This is a genomic window from Pseudomonas sp. 3A(2025) (assembly GCF_054589175.1).
The window spans coordinates 222443-238422 of record NZ_BAAILM010000095.1; the positions used below are offsets into that span (position 1 = coordinate 222443).

Below are 15980 nucleotides of genomic sequence, written 5' to 3' on the forward strand. Positions count from 1 at the left end.
ACGCGACGACGCTAAACAGTTTTTTATCAGCGGCTTGGTAGGGCAGTGCAGGCTTTATGATGGGCAACAAAAAAGGCCACTTTTTCAAGTGGCCTTTCTTTTGTATCTGGTTGCGGGAGCCGGATTTGAACCGACGACCTTCGGGTTATGAGCCCGACGAGCTACCAAGCTGCTCCATCCCGCGTCTGTGTGGGCGCATTCTACAGCCAAACGAAATGTTGTCAATGCTGGATGTGAAAAATAGTAATAAAACGTCTGAAACTGTTAAAGCACAAAATTCAGGCCAAAAAAAAGCCACTTTTTCAAGTGGCCTTCTTTCTGTATTTGGTTGCGGGAGCCGGATTTGAACCGACGACCTTCGGGTTATGAGCCCGACGAGCTACCAGACTGCTCCATCCCGCGTCTGTGGTGGCCATTCTACGGATTCTCGACTGGCTGTCAAGCGCCTATTCGGAAAAAGTGCTTTTTGTTCAATTGTTTAGTGAAAGCATTGCAGTGCGCGTGCAGTCACCGTCAGCCTGTCGCCGGTTTTTCACCGGCATTGCCAGGCTCGAGAGGTGTCAGCGATAAAGAGCAGTGAGATACTGCACTTCCCTGAAATAGATGATCGTACGGCATGGCCCAGCGCAAGATTATCCACATCGACTGTGACTGCTTTTATGCAGCCATCGAAATGCGCGACAACCCGAAGCTGGCCAACATTCCCTTGGCAGTGGGCGGCTCGGCGGATCGGCGTGGAGTTATTGCTACTTGCAACTATGAAGCGCGTGCATTTGGCGTGCGTTCGGCCATGTCGTCGCACCATGCGTTAAAGCTGTGCCCGGACTTGACCATCGTCAAGCCGCGCATGGATGCCTATAAAGAAGCTTCACGAGAAATTCAGGCTATCTTTCGCGACTACACCGACCTGATCGAGCCGCTGTCGCTGGATGAGGCTTACCTGGATGTGTCTGAGTCCACCCGTTTCGAGGGCAGTGCCACGCGCATCGCTCAGGATATCCGTCGTCGGGTTTCCAATCAGTTGCACATCACTGTTTCGGCAGGCGTTGCGCCCAACAAGTTTCTGGCCAAGATCGCCAGTGACTGGAAGAAACCCAACGGGTTGTTTGTCATTACGCCGGCACAGGTCGAAGACTTTGTGGCGGCCTTGCCGGTCAGCAAGCTGCATGGCGTCGGCAAGGTCACGGCCGACAAGCTTGCACGCCTGGGAATTGTCAGTTGCCACGATCTGCTGGGCTGGCAAAAACTGGCGCTGGTTCGCGAGTTCGGCAGCTTTGGCGAGCGGCTATGGAGCCTGGCGCGGGGGATCGATGAGCGTGCGGTGCATAACGACAACCGGCGCCAGTCCATCAGTGTTGAAAATACCTACGACACAGACCTGCCCGATCTGGAAAGTTGCCTTGAGCGGTTGCCTGAACTGATGCAAACCCTCGAAAACCGGATGCAGCGGCTCGATGGCCAGTACAGGCCGGGCAAGCCGTTCGTGAAGGTCAAGTTTCATGACTTCAGCCAGACGACGCTGGAGCAAGCCGGCGCCGGGCGCGACCTTGGCAGTTATCAGCAACTGCTGACCCAGGCATTTGCCCGGGGCGGCAAGCCGGTGCGGCTGTTGGGCATCGGTGTGCGCCTGCAGGATTTGCGCGGCGCACATGAACAGCTGGAGTTGTTCGAGCGCTGAGCGTTTTACTCGTCCGCAGGTGCGGGTGCTACCAGGCGTCCGGCGTCACGGGCCAGCAGCTTGAGAAAGTCGCGCTGCAATTGCGGGTCGTTGCGGGTCAGTTCGATCAGGCTTTGCTCCAGTTCGCCGGCCTGTTCTTCGAGGCCCAGCTCAGCAAGACGCTTGACCCGATAAACCCACTGGCTAACTTCGTCGTCTTCAAGATCGTCGTAAATCAGATCGTGAGCTTCCAGCAGTTTGCCGCGCAGGCTGCGACTGATGGGCAGGCTGTCACTGGCGTGGGTGTTGTCCTGCTCGTCTTCGACATTTATATAGAGGCGCGTGATCTGCCGCAGGTCCTGTTCGGCGAACGGGCTGTCCAGCAGGTTCAGGCGCAACACGCCGTTACGGTCGGTGCTCAGTTCATGTGTGGTGTTGCCCGCTTTGACCAGCACCGGGCGTTCGTTCCAGGGCAGGGTCGTGCGTTCGATCCGTTTGTCCTGCTGGGCCTCATCGATGCTGGCCAGGTTTTGTTCGGCCCGCCCATGAGACGGCGCGTTCATGAATGGATTGAGTCCGGCCAGGCCGTAATCGAGCCAGTCGTGGGTCACGCTGTCGGGCAGGTTGCCCAAGGCGAACACATTGACCACATTGGCGCCCAGGCCGGCCACGACGGCGACGACACCCAGCGGGATCTCGTAGACTTCGCGCCAGGGTTGATAAGGCGTGTAGCGATCATAGTGACGGGTCACTTCGAACTCGGTGACTTCGAAGGCCTTGTGTTCATGAATACGGATACGACGCTGCGGCAACTCCAGGGTCTTGGGGTCGCCCACATCGATCTGCAATGTATGTTCGAGAAGTTTGCGCTCGACGCGTTCTTCATGCTCGCTGCGTTGTGACAAGTGATTGGCACAGCCGCTGACAAGCAGGGCGCCGCACAAGGTGGCGCTGCCGAGGCTCAGGTTATGTCGCTTGAACATGGGGTCTCTGAATTCGGATAGACGCGCAGGTGCGTGCCAGGCGCACCCGCTAAAGGCGGGTGCGCTCAGGGCTTAGCGACGCAGGCGGCTCTGGATGAACGACAGCACGTCAGCCACGGCGACGGCTTGTGGCTGCGACTCGGTGCGGCTCTTGTACTCGATATTGCCATCGGCCAGACCGCGATCGCTGACAACGATGCGGTGCGGGATACCGATCAGTTCCATGTCGGCAAACTTGTTGCCGGGGCTGGTTTTCTTGTCGCGGTCATCGAGCAGCACTTCAAAGCCTGCGGCGGTCAGGTCGCTGTACAGCTTGTCGGTCGCCTCGCGCACGGCATCGGTTTCGTAGCGCAGCGGCACCAGGGCAATATGGAACGGCGTCAGGGTGTCGTTCCAGATAATGCCGTTCTCGTCGTTGTTCTGCTCGATGGCGGCAGCCACCACGCGGGACACGCCAATACCGTAGCAACCCATGATCAGGTCGATCGGCTTGCCGTTTTCGCCCAGTACCTGGCACTTCATGGCCTGGCTGTATTTGGTGCCCAACTGGAAGATGTGCCCCACTTCGATGCCGCGCTTGATTTCCAGCACGCCCTTGCCGTCCGGGCTCGGGTCACCGCTGACCACGTTACGCAGGTCAGCCACTTGCGGTGTAGGCAAGTCACGTTCCCAGTTGACGCCAAAGTAGTGTTTGTCGTCGATGTTGGCGCCAACGCTGAAGTCGCTCATCAGTTCGACCGAGCGGTCGATGATGCACGGCAGCGGCAGGTTCAACGGACCGAGGGAGCCGGCACCGGCGCCAATGGCGTCGCGCAGTTCGGCTTCGGTAGCCATGGTCAGTGGGCTGGCGACCTGTTCAAGCTTGGCGGCCTTGATTTCGTTGAGTTCATGGTCGCCACGAATGATCAGTGCGATCAGCTTGCCTTCTTCGGCGGCGCGCACTACCAGTGTCTTGACGGTCTTCTTGATCGACAGGTCGAAACCTTCGACCAGTTGCGCGATGGTCTTGGTGTTCGGGGTGTCGACCAGGCGCAGTTCTTCGGTAGCAGCGGGGCGGCTGGTTTCCTGTGGAAGCGCTTCGGCCTTCTCGATGTTGGCCGCGTAGTCGGAGCCATTGCTGAACACGATATCGTCTTCGCCGGACTCGGCCAGCACATGAAATTCATGGGAGCCGGCGCCACCGATCGAGCCGTTGTCGGCTTCTACCGGGCGGAAGTTCAGGCCCAGACGGCTGAACACATTGCTGTAGGCCAGGTGCATGCGGTCGTAGGTTTGCTGTAGCGAAGCCTGATCGGCATGGAACGAGTAGGCATCTTTCATGATGAACTCGCGACCACGCATCAGACCGAAGCGCGGACGGATCTCGTCACGGAACTTGGTCTGGATCTGATACATGTTGATCGGCAACTGTTTATAGCTGTTGAGCTCGTTGCGGGCCAGGTCGGTGATAACCTCTTCATGGGTCGGACCCAGGCAGAAGTCGCGCGCATGGCGGTCGACCAGGCGCATCAGTTCGGGGCCGTATTGCTCCCAACGCCCCGATTCCTGCCATAGTTCGGCGGGCTGGATGCCGGGCATGAGAATTTCGAGTGCGCCGGCGGCGTCCATTTCTTCGCGGACAATGGCCTCGACCTTGCGTAGTACGCGCAGGCCCATGGGCAGCCAGGTGTAGAGGCCCGAAGCCAGTTTGCGGATCATGCCAGCGCGCAGCAGCAGCTGATGGCTGACCACGACCGCATCCGAAGGGGTTTCTTTCTGTGTGGCGAGCAAAAATTGACTGGTGCGCATGGTTGGCCGTTGTCGGTTGCTTAAGGCTGAAAATGACCGGCATTGTACGGCGCTGTGCCAGTCGAGTACAGGGCGCGGCAGTTGCGCGGCGGGCAGGTCTAAAAATGAACAAGCCCGGCATGAGCCGGGCTTGTGGTATTGCGTGTGACCGAACCGCGATTACAGAACCGAAATCGGGTAGTCGACGATCAGGCGGAACTCGTCGATGTTGCCTTCGCCCTGGTCGGCGTTGGCGCGGTGCCAGGATTGACGAATGCGGAAGGACAGGTCTTTGGCCGGGCCCGACTGCAGTACGTATTTGGCTTCGACGTTGGTTTCGCGGTGCTCGCCATCGGCACCGTAGAGGCCAGCGTAGGCGCTGTTGGTTGGGGTCTTGGTGCCGTCGATGTCAGTACCGCGGATGTAACGGGTCATGAAGCTCAGACCAGGAACACCGTAAGGCGCCATGCTCAGGTCATAACGAACCTGCCAGGACTTCTCGTTCGGGGCGTTGAAGTCAGAGTACTGAACGGAGTTGTTCAGGAAGATCGAGTCGCCGCCACGGTTGTTGTCGCCAATACCGATGTAGTCGAATGGCGTGTCACCCTTGATTTTCTGCAGGGCCAGAGTCACGGTGTGCGCGGCCAGGAACGAGTAGGCAACGGAGCCGGAGAAGGCGGTGTTGCTGATCGAGCCGGCCTTGGCGCTGCCTTCGTCAACGGTGCGATACACGTTGGCGTCGAAAGCCAGAGACTGATCGCCGCCCAGTGGCAGGGCGTAGTTCACGTTACCGTAGTACTGGTTCCATACGTCTTCCAGGTTGGCTGCGTAGAACGCAACGCCCAGGCTGTCGGTGATTGCGTACTTGCCGCCTACGAAGTCGGCGGATTTGGCGGTCACGCCGGCATAGTTGGCCCAGATGTTACCGTTACGGTTGGTTTCATCCTGGCTGGTGCCCGAGTAGTAGTGACCGGCTTCCAGGTCCAGGCCTGTGATCTCGCTGCTTTGCAGGCTGATGCCGCTGGCGGTCTGGGAAATCAGGCGCGAGCCGCCTACGGCGAATACAGGGCTGGTAGGGAACTGGTCGCCTACTTTCAGTTCGGTTTTCGAGATGCGGAACTTAACAGCGCCACCGGCCTTGCCGAAGCTGTCTTCGTTACGGCCCTGGCTGTCGGTCACCAGGTTGCCGGAGCCGGAGTACTTGTCTTCGCCGTCCAGTTTCAGACCAAAGAAGCCAAAAGCGTCCACGCCAACACCGATGGTGCCCTGGGTGTAGCCGGAGCTGTAGATGGCAGAGAAGCCCTGGGTCCAGTCTTTATCATCAACCGCACCGTCTTTCTTGTTGCGGTTGTAATAATAGTTACGTGCCTTGAGGTTCAACGAGCTGCCTTCGACAAAACCCTTGGCCTCGGCCTGGTCGCTGACGAACGGCGCTGCTGTGGCCAATTGGGTGCTGGCTGCTGCTGCAACGGCCAGTGCGATTGCGCTCCACTTCATCACTCTCATCGTGATTGCTCCTTTGGTTTTTAGAAGTTTCTTACCGCCCACCTGTATTTTTATCTGGGCGGCTCTTTCTTTTTATGCTGGCGCAATGTACCTCACGCCGGTCAGGGTTGCGATAGTTGCAAACCCATTATTTTCAGTTTTTTTACGGCTTCTTCGCCGAAAAAGTCCCGTATGTCGTCGAAAATGTCGCTATTTGGCAAATGTGTTCGTCGACTGTGTTCAGGAGTACAGCAAAAGTCTTGCCAGGTTTGATCGGCTCAAGATTCAAGCGGTCGGCTCTGGTGTGAGACATGCCAGTGATAAAGCAACAAGCGTGCTCAAAGTTCATTGAAATGAAAAAAATTTGTGAAAAATGCAGCTTTAACCTTAATTTATTTGTGTAACTTCATGTTTTTAAAGAAAAAATCAATAATGTATCCGCTGTGTATATTTTTAGTGGGCTGGGCCGGGTCTTCCCGGAGGCGTTTCACAAAATGTTACCGGGGGTACTCCGATGTGGGTAAATCCCGGAATCCTGGTATGCCAAGTACACACTTGTGTTTCGTTTTGGTGCGTTTCTAAGCGTAGCTGCCTGAATCTGAACGGGCGGGTTATGTTTCAGGGCGGGCGATCTGTATTTGTTCTGTGTGCTGGCGTACAGGGTGAGGGGTCTTTGCTGCGAATAAATGACGGTGAGTCCGAATCGGTGCATGAGCCGACGAGGAGGGGTCGGGCCGGTGCGTCGCGTTTTTGATATTCTCTGTGACTGCGTGGCGTCACTGCATGACGGCACCTTTTATCTTTTCGATCAGGAGTACGGTCGTGTTCGTTCTCGATTCGCGCCTGCAACAAGACACTTTGCCTGTCGGCGATTTCCCGTTGTCCCGGCTCTTGCTGTCCAATGACGCGCAATATCCGTGGTTTATCCTGGTACCGCGTCGCGCTGACATTACTGAGGTTTTCCAGCTCGATGCCCGGCAGCAGGCGCAGTTGTGGCAGGAGACCACTGCACTGGCGAATCTTCTCAGGGATGTCTTTGCGGCCGACAAGATGAACATTGCGGCATTGGGTAACGTTGTCAGCCAGTTGCATGTGCATGTTATCGCTCGCACGCGCGATGATGCAGCCTGGCCTGCCCCAGTGTGGGGCAAGCACCCGGCGGTGCCTTATACCGCCGAACAGTTCGCGGCCATTATCGAGCGCCTGAAGCCGGTACTGGTGGATGACTTCACGTTTGAGGTGTCACTATGAGTCTTGAATTGCGGGTCGTGGAACTCGAAAGTCGCCTTGCCTTTCAGGATGACACCATTCAAGTGCTCAATGATGCGCTGGTCGCCCAGCAGCGCAGCCTGGACCGCCTGCAATTGCAGTTGGCGATGGTGATCAAGCGTCAGGAAGAGATGAGTCACCGTGGTGACGGCTTCGAGGATGATGTGCCGCCGCCGCACTATTGATAAGACGAAAAAAAAGCCGCGATCGATTCGCGGCTTTTTTCATGCGGGTGTCGGCATTAACGACGGGGCAGGGCTGCTATCACATCCTCGGCCTGCAGGCCCTTGTCGCGGTTCATGACCGAAAACTCCACGCGCTGGCCTTCGACCAGGACGCGATGGCCTTCGCCGCGGATAGCACGAAAATGTACAAAAATGTCATCGCCCGAATCCCGGGAGATAAAGCCGAAGCCCTTGGAAGCGTTAAACCATTTCACGGTACCGGTATCGCGATTGCCCAGATCATGGCTTTGCACAATGGGGCTGGGGGAGCGTTTATACAGCGTGGCGCCCAGGTGCAAGGCGATCGCGATCAGTGCGATGAGCAGTGCGATGGCGATGGCGGGTTGGCCGGCAATGTTTTGCAGAGGAACCAGCAAGGTCAGGGTCTGGACGATGACAGCGATGACAAGCAATGCGCTGACCAGATTCTGCAGATTGCGGCGTGGACCTTTTTTCCAGTGCGGGACGACGGGCGCCAGCAGCAGGTTGAGCAAGCCAAAGAATGCCAGGTACAGGGCATCGGGTTGCAGCAGGTGGGAGGAAAGCGCTTCGCTGCGCAGGCTCGGTATGAAGGAAAGCAGCAGGGCTGCCGCTCCCGTTACCAGGTGGACGATTTTCAACATGGTAAAAAGCTCACATTAAGATGGAACGCAAGGAAATAGCCGGTAACGCCCGGTACGCTTCTTGAAAATGAGGGAGGCGTGCTGCACGAACGTTGGTCCTGCCTATGCGCTAACGGTTCGGAGGTGCAACATTCAATGCCCGGCCCGCAGCGACACGCCGTGTATTTAACAGCAAAGCCATGGGCTACTCAAATCAGTGGTTTTGTGGGTGGGTGGCGTGGGGCGTTTTTACCGTGCCGGGTGGTGACAGGACGCCGCATGTGTGTTTTCTATCGCCCCGATAGTGCTGCACCTTGTGGCCTGTCTTGCTAAAGTGGCCCCTGTCGCGGGTTTTTTATCGTCATTAAAGGAGCTTTAACATGGCAATCGATATTGGTATCAGTGAAGAAGATCGCAAGTCGATCGTCGACGGACTTTCCCATCTTCTGGCCGATACTTATGTGCTGTATCTCAAGACCCATAACTTTCACTGGAACGTCAGCGGGCCTATGTTTCGCACCCTGCACCTTATGTTCGAAGAGCAGTACAACGAACTGGCGCTGGCCGTTGATGCCATTGCCGAGCGTATTCGTGCATTGGGCTTCCCGGCACCGGGCACCTACTCGACCTATGCGCGTCTTTCTTCGATCAAGGAAGAAGAAGGCGTGCCGCACGCCACTGACATGATCAAGAGTCTGGTTCAGGGGCAGGAAGCTGTAGTGCGTACGGCTCGCAGCATTTTTCCGTTGCTCGACAAGGTCAGCGACGAGCCCACCGCAGACCTGCTGACCCAGCGCATGCAGGTCCACGAGAAAACGGCGTGGATGCTGCGTTCTCTTCTCGAAGGTCAGTAATCACTGCTGGCGGGTGGCGCATCTGCGCCACTCGTTACCGTTTCATGTAGGGCAAAGTCCCATATTTAAATACATATTTAATACCTGCTCTGTGGTTCTCTGATATCGCTACTCCTGAATTACCAATTCCTCGTTTCGGTGTGGTTATGTCCTACAGGGTTTGAGTGCTGGGCCTGCTGGATTAGTGTTCATGATTCGGGCTTTATAAGTGTGCATTTATTTATTTTTAAATGTTTCTTTTTAAGGTTCGTCGAATTGACTATTCGGAGGTCATCCCTGCCATGATTCGAGGTGTTGAACGTGAGGTAAAAGATTCAATTCGCCATGTGACCATTCCCGACGATCCTTTCGTCGAGGATTTCAACATGACGCTGGCCCAGCCTCATTCGAAATCGGTCAGGCTCAATGGCCTGGCGACCTGCCTGAGGCTGGAAAATGTTTACTGGAACATTCTGACTGCGATTGCCCGCTCCAATAATTGCTCGGTCAACGCGGTGCTGTCCTATGTCGACAGAGAGGTTCATCTGCGTTACGGCGGGGTCAAGAATTTCAGCGGCCTGATCCGGGTCGTCTGCGTGACTCATCTGCTCAAGGCCCAGCATCAGGCCTGAAGGCGGTACTTCCAGTTTTCATGCTCGATTACCGTTCGGTAAGCGTGCTCAGGCCCGGGCAATGTCCGGGCTGTCCCGGCCGTCACGGGCCTGCCCTTCATCGGATAGGTTCGTGCGGCTGCAAGGCTTCGATTAACTCTATATAATCCTTCGTCTTGCCAATGGGCATGGCTCTGCGCGGGCGCAGTGGCTTGAACTGCAAGTCGTTGCTCTTGCACTATCGGGCGCACGCCAGGGGCCAACGCCGCCACTGAATCTCGAATTACGGAAGTGAATACAACATCATGATGCGCAGCCACTATTGCGGCCAACTGAACGAGAGTCTGGAAGGTCAGGAAGTTACCCTTTGCGGATGGGTCCACCGTCGTCGTGACCACGGTGGCGTGATTTTCCTCGATATCCGTGACCGTGAAGGTATGGCTCAGGTGGTCTTCGATCCGGATCGTGCCGAGTCTTTCGCTGCAGCCGACCGTGTGCGCAGCGAGTACGTCGTCAAGATCGTCGGCAAGGTACGTGCCCGCCCGGCGGGTGCCGTCAATGCGAACATGGCCTCCGGCGGCATCGAGGTTCTGGGTTACGAACTGCAAGTGCTGAACGAGTCCGAGACGCCACCGTTCCCGCTCAACGAATACTCCGACGTCGGCGAAGAAACCCGCCTGCGTTATCGCTTCATCGACTTGCGCCGTCCGGAAATGGCCGAAAAGCTGCGCCTGCGTTCGCGCATCACCAGCAGCATTCGTCGCTATCTGGACGAAAACGGCTTCCTGGACGTCGAAACGCCGATCCTGACCCGTGCAACCCCTGAGGGTGCCCGCGACTATCTGGTGCCAAGCCGCACACACCCCGGCAGCTTCTTTGCCTTGCCGCAATCGCCGCAACTGTTCAAGCAGCTGCTGATGGTTGCCGGCTTCGACCGTTACTATCAGATTGCCAAGTGCTTTCGTGACGAAGACCTGCGTGCCGACCGTCAGCCTGAATTCACCCAGATCGACATCGAAACCAGCTTTCTGGACGAAGACGACATTATCGGCCTGACCGAGAAAATGGTCCGTCAGTTGTTCAAGGAAGTGCTGGATGTCGAGTTCGGCGAATTCCCGCACATGCCGTTCGAAGAAGCCATGCGTCGCTATGGTTCGGACAAGCCGGACCTGCGTATCCCGCTGGAACTGGTCGACGTTGCCGATCAGCTGTCGGGCGTAGAGTTCAAGGTATTCAGCGGCCCGGCCAACGACCCTAAAGGTCGTGTTGCCGCCCTGCGTGTACCGGGTGCAGCAAACATGCCGCGCAGCCAGATCGACGACTACACCAAGTTCGTCAGCATCTACGGCGCTAAAGGCCTGGCCTACATCAAGGTCAACGAGCGCGCCAAAGGTGCCGAGGGCCTGCAGTCGCCGATCGTCAAGTTCATCCCTGAAGAAAACCTCCAAGTCATCCTTGATCGTGTAGGTGCAGTTGATGGCGACATCGTGTTCTTCGGTGCCGACAAGTTCAAGATCGTCAGCGAAGCCCTTGGCGCGCTGCGTATCAAGCTGGGCAACGACCTCAAGCTGCACACCTGCGAGTGGGCACCGATGTGGGTCGTCGACTTCCCGATGTTCGAAGAAAACGACGATGGTTCGTTCTCGGCGCTGCACCACCCCTTCACGGCGCCAAAATGCAGCCCCGAAGAGCTGGAAGCCAATCCGGGCAAGGCGCTGTCGCGTGCCTATGACATGGTCCTCAACGGCACCGAGCTGGGCGGCGGTTCCATCCGTATCCACCGCAAAGAGATGCAGCAGGCGGTGTTCCGTCTTCTGGGTATCAATGAAGACGAGCAGCAAGAGAAGTTCGGCTTCCTGCTCGACGCACTGAAATTCGGTGCGCCACCGCATGGCGGCCTGGCTTTCGGTCTGGATCGTCTGGTCATGCTGATGACCGGCGCCCAGTCGATTCGCGAAGTCATCGCCTTCCCGAAAACCCAGAGCGCTGCCGATGTCATGACCCAGGCGCCGGGTGTTGTCGATGCCAAGGCCCTGCGCGAGCTGCACATTCGTCTGCGCGAGCAGCAAAAGGCCGAGTAAGGCGAGGCGGGGCGCATCGCTGGTGCGCCCTGTGTCATACGCTGACGATCAGTTAATCGAGCCTTTCGCTTGTTTCAATGAGCGAGAGGCACGTGTGTTTCTGAAAGATTCTGGAGCGAAAAATGGCAGGTCATTCTAAGTGGGCGAACATCAAGCACCGCAAAGAGCGTCAGGATGCCAAGAAGGGCAAGGTCTTCACCAAGTGGATTCGTGAACTGACCGTTGCAGCCCGTCAGGGTGGTGGCGATCCGGGCTCCAACCCGCGTCTGCGCCTGGCGCTGGACAAGGCGCTGAGTGCCAACATGACCCGTGACACCATCGACCGTGCTGTGGCCCGTGGCGCTGGCGCCACCGATGCCGACGATATGGTCGAGCTGGGTTATGAAGGTTATGGCCCCGGCGGTGTGGCGGTCATGGTCGAAGCGATGACCGACAACCGCAATCGTACGGCCGCCGCCGTGCGCCACGCGTTCAGCAAATGCGGTGGCAATCTGGGCACCGATGGCTCGGTGGCTTATCTGTTCGATCGCAAGGGGCAGATTTCCTTTGCCGCGGGCGTCGACGAAGATGCCTTGATCGAGGCGGCCATGGAAGCCGATGCCGACGATGTGGTGACCAATGAAGATGGCACCATCGACGTGTTCACTTCTTTTGCCGGTTTCTACGCGGTACGCAATGCGCTGGAAGCCTCAGGCTTCAAGGGCACCGATGCCGAGATCGTTCTGTTGCCAACGACCAGTGCCGTGCTGGATCTGGAGCATGCTGAAAAGGTTCTCAAGCTGATTGACATGCTCGAAGACCTCGACGATGTGCAAAACGTCTATTCGAACGCTGAAATTCCCGATGAAATCATGGAGCAGCTAGGCTGATCCGGTTTTCTGCATTTATAAGGCGCCGTTGGTGCGCCGGACTGTTGGCACTATGACTCTTATTCTTGGTATCGACCCAGGCTCGCGTATTACCGGCTATGGCGTGGTGCTCGACACCGGTCGGGGTTGTACCTATGTGGCCTCTGGTTGCATCCGTACGGGTGAAGGCGAGTTGCCTGAGCGTCTGCAGATCGTGTTTCGTGGCGTGCGCGAAGTGATCAAGGCCTATGGTCCGGTGACCATGGGCATCGAGCGCGTGTTCATGGCACGTAACGCCGATTCTGCACTCAAACTGGGTCAGGCGCGTGGTGCTGCCATTGTGGCCGGGGCCGAGGAGGGGCTGGAAATCGCCGAATACAGCGCTACCCAGGTCAAGCAGGCGGTGGCCGGCACCGGTGGTGCCAACAAGGAACAAGTCATGATGATGGTCATGCATTTGCTCAAGCTCACCAGCAAGCCACAGGTCGATGCCTCCGATGCGCTGGCCATTGCCCTGTGCCATGCCCATACCCGCTCCAGCCTGGCACCTCACGGGTTGAGTGCGGCGCGTAGTCGACGCGGACGCTTGCGGCTCTGATTGCAGCATTCGCTCGCATTTTTTTACTTGCTTGCAGCCATGATTTTGTCCACTTTTCCGGTGGGCCAAGGGCACTATAGGATTTGACGGTGATTGGACGTTTACGGGGTGCACTGGTCGAGAAGCAGCCGCCACATCTGGTGCTGGATGTGAATGGGGTCGGTTACGAGCTTGAAGTGCCCATGACCACCTTATATCGATTGCCGCATGTCGGTGAAAACGTGACGCTGCACACCCATCTGGTCGTGCGTGAAGACGCGCACCTGCTGTATGGCTTTTTCGAAAAGCGCGAGCGCGAACTGTTTCGCGAGCTCATCCGGCTCAATGGTGTGGGCCCCAAGCTGGCCCTGGCGTTGATGTCGGGGCTTGAAGTCGACGAGCTGGTGCGCTGTGTGCAGGCTCAGGACACTTCCGCGCTGACCCGCATTCCGGGTGTCGGCAAAAAAACCGCCGAGCGCCTGCTGGTCGAGCTCAAGGACCGTTTCAAGGCCTGGGAGGCACTGCCGGGCACCTTTGCTCTGGTGACCAATGGGCCGAACCCGCTTGAACCTGCCGCCTCCGAAGAGGCCGATGCTGTCAGTGCGCTGATTGCCCTGGGCTACAAACCTCAAGAGGCGAGCAAAGCCGTCTCCGCCATCAAGGATAAAAACTTGAGCAGTGCCGATCTGATTCGCCGTGCCTTGAAGGGGATGGGTTAAGTGATAGACGCCGACCGCCTGATAAGCGCGACTGGCAGCCGCGATCGTGAAGAGCAGATCGACCGTGCCATTCGTCCCCTGAGTCTTGCCGACTACATTGGCCAGCCGACCGTGCGCGAGCAGATGGAGCTGTTTATCCAGGCTGCCCGCGGACGCAGCGAATCGCTGGATCACACGCTGATCTTTGGCCCGCCGGGGCTGGGCAAGACCACCCTGGCCAATATCATCGCCCAGGAAATGGGGGTTTCGATCAAGAGTACTTCGGGGCCTGTTCTGGAGCGTCCGGGTGATCTGGCCGCGATCCTGACCAACCTTGAGCCTAATGATGTGCTGTTCATCGACGAGATTCACAGGCTTTCGCCGATCGTCGAAGAAGTGCTGTACCCGGCCATGGAAGACTTTCAGCTCGACATCATGATCGGCGAAGGGCCTGCTGCCCGCTCGATCAAGCTCGATCTGCCGCCGTTTACCCTGGTCGGGGCGACGACGCGTGCGGGGATGCTTACCAATCCATTGCGTGACCGTTTCGGTATTGTTCAGCGTCTGGAGTTCTACAATATTGCCGACCTGTCGACCATCGTGTCGCGCTCGGCCGGTATTCTCGGGCTGACCATCGAGCCTGAAGGGGCATTTGAAGTGGCGCGTCGGGCTCGTGGTACGCCGCGTATTGCCAACCGTCTGTTGCGTCGGGTGCGTGATTTCGCCGAAGTGCGTGGTAACGGTCAGATCAGCCGGCAGACCGCTGACAAGGCCCTGAACCTGCTGGATGTCGACGAACACGGTTTCGATCACCAGGACCGTCGCTTGCTGCTGACCATGATCGAGAAGTTCGATGGTGGTCCGGTCGGTGTCGATAACCTGGCTGCGGCGATCAGCGAAGAGCGCCACACCATTGAAGATGTGCTGGAGCCGTACCTGATCCAGCAGGGTTACATCATGCGTACACCGCGAGGGCGAGTGGTGACCCGCCATGCCTATCTGCATTTCGGGCTGAACATTCCTTCACGAATGGGCGATATGCCAGTTGCTGGGGAACCAGTCGATGATCCTGTCGACTAATGGCATCGGGGCGCGGTTCAAGAGCGCTCTGTTTTGCAAAAACGTTGAAAAACAGTTGTATCACCTGATTGGCAACCCGAGGAGTAAGCACTAGAGTATGCGCGCGCAAAACGGGGTTCAGTCGTTCGCCCATCTGTGTCGTGTCTATTACGAGGACACGGATGCCGGCGGCGTCGTCTACTACGTCAATTACCTGAAATTCATGGAACGGGCTCGCACCGAGCGGCTGCGGCAACTGGGTTTTCTCCAGTCCCGGCTGGCCGATGAGAACCTGTTGTTCGTCGTGCATTCCAGTGAGGCGCGTTATCACAAGCCGGCACGGCTCGATGATGAGTTGTCGGTCAGTGCGCAGGTCATCGAATTGAACCGTGCCAGCCTGCGTTTTCGTCAGCAGGTCAGGCGGGTTACGGATGCAACGCTGCTCTGTGAAGGGCAGTTTCTGGTGGCGTGTGTAAGCGCCGATAGTTTCAAACCCCGGGCCATTCCCCAAGCACTGCGCGCGGCCTTTGCCGATGATCAGTGCGACACGGGCACCTATTCGGATTCAGAGCAGGAGATACAGCGTGGAAGCTAACGTCGTCGACCATACCTCCATGTGGAGTTTGGTCAGCAATGCCAGCATTGTCGTTCAGTTGGTGATGCTGAGCCTGGTGGCGGCCTCGGTCGCCTCCTGGGTCATGATTTTTCAGCGTAGCAATATGATTCGTGCCGGTCGCCGGGCACTGGACAGCTTCGAAGAGCGCTTCTGGTCGGGTATCGACCTGTCCAAGCTCTATCGTCAGGCGGGCAGCAGCCCGGACCCTGACTCGGGCGTCGAGCAGATTTTTCGCGCCGGCTTCAAGGAGTTTTCCCGTCTGCGCCAGCAATCGGGTGTCGATCCCGATGCGGTCATGGAAGGCGTGGCGCGTGCCATGCGTGTAGCCATCTCGCGTGAAGAAGAGAAGCTCGAAACCGGTCTGTCGTTTCTGGCCACCGTCGGTTCGACCAGTCCTTACGTCGGCCTGTTCGGTACGGTATGGGGCATCATGAACTCCTTCCGTGGTCTTGCCACGGCGCAACAGGCCACTCTGGCAACCGTTGCACCGGGTATTGCCGAAGCACTGATCGCGACAGCCATCGGCCTGTTCGCCGCGATCCCGGCCGTCATGGCCTATAACCGCTTCGCCGCACGCAGCGAGACCCTGATCAATCGCTACTACACCTTTGCCGATGAATTCCAGGCCATCCTGCACCGCAAAGTGCACACCAGCGAAGAATGAGGCGCT

16 protein-coding genes, 2 tRNA genes and 1 pseudogene are annotated in these 15980 nt (G+C 57.6%); 12 read left to right on the forward strand and 7 right to left on the reverse strand.

All coding sequences use genetic code 11. From position 1 onward, the window contains the following. Positions 1-107: 107 nt before the first annotated feature. Positions 108-184, reverse strand: a tRNA-Met gene (locus tag ACYP2A_RS24555). 141 nt (positions 185-325) lie between these two features. Continuing rightward, positions 326-402: transfer RNA gene (locus tag ACYP2A_RS24560), tRNA-Met, on the reverse strand. Positions 403-616: 214 nt separating this feature from the next. Here ACYP2A_RS24560 and dinB point away from each other — a divergent pair. Next, on the forward strand, positions 617-1678 hold the full coding sequence (gene dinB / locus ACYP2A_RS24565; RefSeq protein ID WP_459748531.1) for a DNA polymerase IV: 1062 nt from the start codon (positions 617-619) through the stop codon (positions 1676-1678). A gap of 5 nt (positions 1679-1683) precedes the next feature. Here dinB and ACYP2A_RS24570 read toward each other — a convergent pair whose 3' ends face one another. The 3 genes from ACYP2A_RS24570 to ACYP2A_RS24580 all read right to left on the reverse strand — a co-directional run bounded on the left by ACYP2A_RS24570 (position 1684) and on the right by ACYP2A_RS24580 (position 5913). Continuing rightward, complete coding sequence (locus tag ACYP2A_RS24570) at positions 1684-2640, reverse strand: hypothetical protein (protein ID WP_459748532.1); 957 nt, start codon at positions 2638-2640, stop codon at positions 1684-1686. 72 nt (positions 2641-2712) lie between these two features. Then, on the reverse strand, positions 2713-4428 hold the full coding sequence (locus ACYP2A_RS24575; RefSeq protein ID WP_459748533.1) for a proline--tRNA ligase: 1716 nt from the start codon (positions 4426-4428) through the stop codon (positions 2713-2715). 159 nt (positions 4429-4587) lie between these two features. Beyond that, the gene (locus ACYP2A_RS24580) at positions 4588-5913 is read right to left on the reverse strand and encodes an OprD family porin (protein ID WP_459748534.1); all 1326 of its coding nucleotides are present in this window, start codon (positions 5911-5913) and stop codon (positions 4588-4590) included. A gap of 801 nt (positions 5914-6714) precedes the next feature. Between ACYP2A_RS24580 and ACYP2A_RS24585 the strand changes: the two genes are divergently transcribed. Both ACYP2A_RS24585 and ACYP2A_RS24590 read left to right on the forward strand, forming a co-directional pair. Next, positions 6715-7143 (forward strand): HIT domain-containing protein, encoded by a 429-nt coding sequence (locus ACYP2A_RS24585; RefSeq protein ID WP_459748535.1) that lies wholly within the window; start codon positions 6715-6717, stop codon positions 7141-7143. Next, positions 7140-7346, forward strand: a complete 207-nt coding sequence (locus ACYP2A_RS24590; protein WP_459748536.1) for a SlyX family protein — start codon at positions 7140-7142, stop codon at positions 7344-7346. Before ACYP2A_RS24585 ends, ACYP2A_RS24590 begins: the two co-directional genes overlap by 4 nt. A gap of 56 nt (positions 7347-7402) precedes the next feature. Here ACYP2A_RS24590 and ACYP2A_RS24595 read toward each other — a convergent pair whose 3' ends face one another. Both ACYP2A_RS24595 and ACYP2A_RS24600 read right to left on the reverse strand, forming a co-directional pair. After that, positions 7403-7624 carry a cold-shock protein gene (locus ACYP2A_RS24595; RefSeq protein WP_080544372.1) on the reverse strand — a complete coding sequence of 74 codons (222 nt, stop codon included), beginning with the start codon at positions 7622-7624 and terminating at the stop codon, positions 7403-7405. Between the two features lie 108 nt (positions 7625-7732). Next, a pseudogene (locus ACYP2A_RS24600) lies at positions 7733-8008 on the reverse strand (cold shock domain-containing protein membrane protein); the annotation flags it as partial. Between the two features lie 359 nt (positions 8009-8367). Here ACYP2A_RS24600 and ACYP2A_RS24605 point away from each other — a divergent pair. From ACYP2A_RS24605 to tolQ, 9 genes are all read left to right on the forward strand, one after another. Next, entirely contained in the window at positions 8368-8841 is a 474-nt protein-coding gene (locus tag ACYP2A_RS24605) for a Dps family protein (RefSeq protein ID WP_459748537.1), read from the forward strand. 281 nt (positions 8842-9122) lie between these two features. After that, a complete protein-coding gene (locus ACYP2A_RS24610; RefSeq protein ID WP_459748538.1) occupies positions 9123-9452 on the forward strand; it encodes a ribbon-helix-helix domain-containing protein in 330 nt (109 codons plus the stop codon). Between the two features lie 284 nt (positions 9453-9736). Beyond that, entirely contained in the window at positions 9737-11512 is a 1776-nt protein-coding gene (aspS, locus tag ACYP2A_RS24615) for an aspartate--tRNA ligase (RefSeq protein ID WP_459748539.1), read from the forward strand. A 122-nt stretch (positions 11513-11634) separates the two neighbouring features. Beyond that, positions 11635-12381 carry a YebC/PmpR family DNA-binding transcriptional regulator gene (locus ACYP2A_RS24620; protein ID WP_459748540.1) on the forward strand — a complete coding sequence of 249 codons (747 nt, stop codon included), beginning with the start codon at positions 11635-11637 and terminating at the stop codon, positions 12379-12381. Between the two features lie 52 nt (positions 12382-12433). Continuing rightward, positions 12434-12958 carry a crossover junction endodeoxyribonuclease RuvC gene (gene ruvC / locus ACYP2A_RS24625; protein WP_459748541.1) on the forward strand — a complete coding sequence of 175 codons (525 nt, stop codon included), beginning with the start codon at positions 12434-12436 and terminating at the stop codon, positions 12956-12958. Between the two features lie 89 nt (positions 12959-13047). Then, positions 13048-13656, forward strand: a complete 609-nt coding sequence (gene ruvA, locus ACYP2A_RS24630) for a Holliday junction branch migration protein RuvA (protein WP_459748542.1) — start codon at positions 13048-13050, stop codon at positions 13654-13656. Then, positions 13657-14715: a Holliday junction branch migration DNA helicase RuvB gene (gene ruvB / locus ACYP2A_RS24635; protein WP_459748543.1), complete on the forward strand. Its 1059-nt coding sequence runs from the start codon at positions 13657-13659 to the stop codon at positions 14713-14715. A 97-nt stretch (positions 14716-14812) separates the two neighbouring features. Continuing rightward, positions 14813-15289, forward strand: a complete 477-nt coding sequence (ybgC, locus tag ACYP2A_RS24640) for a tol-pal system-associated acyl-CoA thioesterase (RefSeq protein ID WP_459748544.1) — start codon at positions 14813-14815, stop codon at positions 15287-15289. Beyond that, entirely contained in the window at positions 15279-15974 is a 696-nt protein-coding gene (gene tolQ, locus ACYP2A_RS24645; protein ID WP_459748545.1) for a protein TolQ, read from the forward strand. The genes ybgC and tolQ overlap by 11 nt, the downstream gene beginning before the upstream one ends. The last annotated feature ends 6 nt before the right edge of the window (positions 15975-15980 follow it).